Here is a 3794-nt window from a genome sequence, read left to right on the forward strand (position 1 = left end):
CATCATGCCCATGCCACCCTGGCCACCGCCATGCATGCCACCACCCATCATGCCCTGCATGCCGCCAGAGCCACTGCCCATCATGGGACAGTCCTGCATCATGCCGCCCTGGCCGCCGCCCATCATGCCTTGCATGCCCTGAGCGCCGGCGATTCCTACAGTGCCTGCTCCCAGGAGCAGGGTCATCCCAAGCGCTGCCTTGTAACCGCGATTCATCGTCATTTCGAAACCTCCTGAAGCGTGTGCTTCAACGCGTGATGTGAACGCCGAATGGCGTCGTCATGTCCTGGGTGAGTGGAGATCCAGCAGATCCTGCTGGCGCTTGAGAAACTCGTCCCGCTCGATGTCGCCGCGGGCATAGCGCTCGGCCAGGGCCTGGAGCGGTTCCTCGCCGTCGCCGTGCCGCCGGCCGAGCAGTGCTGACAGCAGCAGGTACGTGCCGGCCAGGATCAGGGCGAGCACGGTGATCATGATGATCACCATCAGCGAGTGCCCGAGCCAGAAGCCGGCGCCGGTGTCATGAATAATGGAATGCATGGGTCATCAACCTCCCGAAAGGGATCAACGGGCACTGCTCGGTGCAGCGTCGCAGGAGGTCGAAGAATCAGACGCGCAGGCGTCGGGTCAGCAGGTAGACCGGGCCGGTGTGCGGAGCATCGGCGGCAAGCAGGTCTCTGAGCACCGCTCCAGAGATTGGTGAGTCGTCATGCACCGGGCCCAGACTCGGAATCGCCGCAACGTTGTCGTCGGGGGCCGGCAATTCCGTTTCACGGTTGTGACCCACGAGGAGATGCTCTTCCCCGTCATGGCTGCGATGGTGGCAGATCGGCGTGTCCGACGGACCATGGGCGTGCACGCTCGGTTCATGTTCAGCGGTATCATCCGCAGTGGACGCGACCGGTTCAGAGTTCGCCAGAGCCGCCGTGACCGGCAGCAGAGCCAGTAGGATCAGCAGCAGCCACCTCCAGGAGCGCACTCGCCGCAGCGTGCCTCCTTCGGCAGTGATATTGGGTTGCTGCGTTCGCATGGAGCGTGTCCGTCGAGGATCTGGAACCAGATTAACAAATTAGCAAGCCCTGGTGGCGAGCGACTTGATCAGGGTCAAGGGTATGGTGCAAAGGCGATGATCGCCCATTCCTCTGGACGCACTGGCCAGGCATTCGGCGGAAAGCGAGTGGAGATGCGCGCTGGCGAAGCGCCCGGCGTAAACACCAATCGAGTGGCATGGGAAACGGGGAGACTGTGCGATGATGAATGAAGGAATGTTTGGCGGACACCTCATCTGGATGCTGATCATGGCGGCCATTGTCGTCATCCCATTCTGGCGGATCTGCAGCAAGGCGGGTTACTCGGGCTGGCTGAGCCTGCTGATTTTGATCCCGTTGGCGAACCTCGTGTTTCTCTACTTTCTGGCTTTCTCCAAGTGGCCATCACACCGCAAGTTCAGGTGAACGCAGAATCCGAGTTCGAGGTCTTCAGCGAAGGGACCCCGCCGATGCGGGCATGATCGGTGATCGCGAGGTCGCACAGAAGTGGCTATGGACGGAACGCTGTATCCTTGCCGCGGACCGTGTGGGCAAGGCGTTCATTACGGCGTTGCGCGCCTGCGCTCGACAAGCACGGACTCATGGTCGACAAGCGTATTTGTCCGGGTCGCTTCCTTCTCACATCGGAAGGGCGGGGGCGGGGCTAGCCGCGCATGATGGCGGTGACTCGCGGGGCTCGGTTCTGATCTAGACGAATACGGATGCAAAACCGCCACCTGGCGTGCGGAAGTTCGTGGTCTGCCCCTGGTACAGTCGGGCAGCGATGAGCTGCACGTCGCCGGCATAGACATAGTTGCGCAGGTCGACCTTTAGTGTGGTTTGTTCCCCGTCGACCAGGACACCGCGTTCACTCGGGGGGATGCGGGATTGGGCAACGTACGCATCCTCGCGAATGGCCGTCCAGACACGCTTGGTCAGTTTGTCGCCGCGGTAGGTGGCTTTGCTGCCGTACCCGCTGGCCGGCTTGAAGAAGAAGTGCCGGCGTTGTTGCCAAAGGGCGTCGGCGTTGTCGGGTGTGACAGCGACGGTGTGCGGGATACTACGCAGCAGGGTCGATATGGTGGGCTCCGGGATTTGCCACTGGCGCAGCAGCTTTTCGTCGGTCAGTGCGGTGAGGTTGCGCTTGTCAGCATACAAGGCGTAGGTATGCGGGTTAGGGGTCACCACCACCGCACCCGCCTCATAGGCATCCCGCAGGGCCACGTGATCGGGTGATTCCAGGGTGAAATCGGTCAGGCGATTATAGACGAGGTCGATGGGGGTGCCTTCATACCACAATCTGCCCTCGGCATACCGTAGTGACCCAGCGTCCGCGATCACGGCTCTGACCCCGTGCCGCAGGAACATCCGGGCGGCGAGGCGGAACTCCGGGTACAGGTACTGCTCGGTCGGAGAGTCATCGACGATTGCCACCATTTCGAGCGGTGCGTCTCCCCGTTGCAGGGCCCATTCGTCACGAAACATGGCAAACAAGCGGTCCTCGAGGCAGGGAGTGGATGGCTGCGCGGCTGAGTCCTCCAACAGATTGGCACAGCAGGGCGTCTGCGCTCGCGCCAGGGCGGCATTGAGCCAGGCGCCACCGGCGTTGGTGTTGATCTCAATGAGTCGCGGGCCGTCCGGGCCGAGATGGAAGTCATATCCCATGCAGGCGCCCAATGGCCCGCATGGCCGCCTGGCAATCGGTTGCGCCCAGCCCATGACGTGTTGTTGATAGGCGGGTGTGGCCACGACCTGGTCCACCGCCTCGATCAGCGAACGCATTTCAACGGCATGTCGCTGGCTGAGGAAAACAGCCGTGTTGGAAAACAGATGCGGGCGAGTCGCCAGGATGTGCTCGTACAGGTCCGCATCCGGCTGTTCCGATAGGAGCTGCTGGCGTAGCAGTGTCTGATCGACTGTGCGGCAGAAGCAGACGCGGTTCAACGTTTCTATTGCGCTGCCACAGCCGGGGCCGCAGGGAGGGTTTTCGGGCGAATCGGTTTGCATGCGCGTGCTATACCCTTGGATTGCATTGGCGGCTATCTAGTTACTGCATCGACAGAGTATTTGTGTAGATGCCGTGACTGGTTCGGCACCGGGCGGTCGAACTCCAGAATCCCCTATTCGATTGAATCATGCCTTCGCATAGTCATGCGCTCAATCGGACGCGTACACGCTCGCTCCGTTTAGCGCAACATCGAGAAGCTCGTGGACACTACGAAAAGCGGCCGTTGAATTGCGGTTTGGCGAGTACCGCTTTTGGCCGGAGATCGCAATCGAGGGTTGCCCCCACGACGCGGCGGACGATCATGCCGCTTCCGAGAACAATCGGCCACGAGCGGCCATAACGTACCAAAGCTGACAATGCCTGCTTCCATTACTCGCTCAGCGATTCCCGTCGGCGGAGGCTGGCTGAGCGATCACTGAATGGACGATGATAGCGCCGTCCTGTGCGCTCTCTCTGGGGAGCGGCGCCATACACCTCTTCCCGCGAGTCGTTCACGATCGTGTGCCCGGTCAAAATCCAGCACCGGGCCCCGGGGCACGATGAGCGTGGGGTTGATGGCCGGGTTGGTGTAGTAGCCCACCTTGATATGCTCCAGGTTGACAGTCTCGCGCACACCCGGCCACTGGTAGAGCTCGCGCAGGTAGCCGGACAGGTTCGGATAGTCCTCGATGCGTCGGAGATTGCACTTGAACGCGCCGTGATAGGCGGCGTCAAAGCGCACCAGCGTGACGAACAGCCGCCAGTCCGCCTCGGTGAGATAG

6 protein-coding genes are annotated in these 3794 nt (G+C 61.6%); 1 reads left to right on the forward strand and 5 read right to left on the reverse strand.

Annotated elements, in window-relative coordinates; all coding sequences use genetic code 11:
* The 3 genes from QWY84_RS19735 to QWY84_RS19745 form a co-directional block, all read right to left on the reverse strand.
* Positions 1-222, reverse strand: a 222-nt coding sequence (locus tag QWY84_RS19735) for a hypothetical protein (RefSeq protein ID WP_290204772.1), incomplete at its 3' end; no start/stop codon positions are given.
* 57 nt (positions 223-279) lie between these two features.
* Entirely contained in the window at positions 280-537 is a 258-nt protein-coding gene (locus tag QWY84_RS19740; protein ID WP_290204773.1) for an SHOCT domain-containing protein, read from the reverse strand.
* Between the two features lie 67 nt (positions 538-604).
* The gene (locus QWY84_RS19745; RefSeq protein WP_290204774.1) at positions 605-1027 is read right to left on the reverse strand and encodes a hypothetical protein; all 423 of its coding nucleotides are present in this window, start codon (positions 1025-1027) and stop codon (positions 605-607) included.
* A gap of 220 nt (positions 1028-1247) precedes the next feature.
* Here QWY84_RS19745 and QWY84_RS19750 point away from each other — a divergent pair, with 220 nt between their 5' ends.
* On the forward strand, positions 1248-1451 hold the full coding sequence (locus QWY84_RS19750) for a hypothetical protein (protein ID WP_290204775.1): 204 nt from the start codon (positions 1248-1250) through the stop codon (positions 1449-1451).
* 282 nt (positions 1452-1733) lie between these two features.
* Here QWY84_RS19750 and QWY84_RS19755 read toward each other — a convergent pair whose 3' ends face one another.
* Both QWY84_RS19755 and QWY84_RS19760 read right to left on the reverse strand, forming a co-directional pair.
* The gene (locus tag QWY84_RS19755; RefSeq protein ID WP_290204776.1) at positions 1734-3032 is read right to left on the reverse strand and encodes a hypothetical protein; all 1299 of its coding nucleotides are present in this window, start codon (positions 3030-3032) and stop codon (positions 1734-1736) included.
* Between the two features lie 413 nt (positions 3033-3445).
* On the reverse strand, positions 3446-3794 hold a 349-nt coding region (locus tag QWY84_RS19760; protein WP_353959918.1), incomplete at its 5' end, for a glutathione S-transferase C-terminal domain-containing protein.

The sequence above is a fragment of the Aquisalimonas lutea genome (assembly GCF_030409225.1).
GTDB lineage: Bacteria > Pseudomonadota > Gammaproteobacteria > Nitrococcales > Aquisalimonadaceae > Aquisalimonas > Aquisalimonas lutea.

Excerpts from the sequence above, each read along its gene's own strand:
- QWY84_RS19750 (WP_290204775.1), top strand. The coding sequence starts at position 1,248 with ATGATGAATGAAGGAATGTTTGGCGGACACCTCATCTGGATGCTGATC.
- QWY84_RS19745 (WP_290204774.1), bottom strand. The coding sequence starts at position 1,027 with ATGCGAACGCAGCAACCCAATATCACTGCCGAAGGAGGCACGCTGCGG.
- QWY84_RS19740 (WP_290204773.1), bottom strand. The coding sequence starts at position 537 with ATGCATTCCATTATTCATGACACCGGCGCCGGCTTCTGGCTCGGGCAC.
- QWY84_RS19755 (WP_290204776.1), bottom strand. The coding sequence starts at position 3,032 with ATGCAAACCGATTCGCCCGAAAACCCTCCCTGCGGCCCCGGCTGTGGC.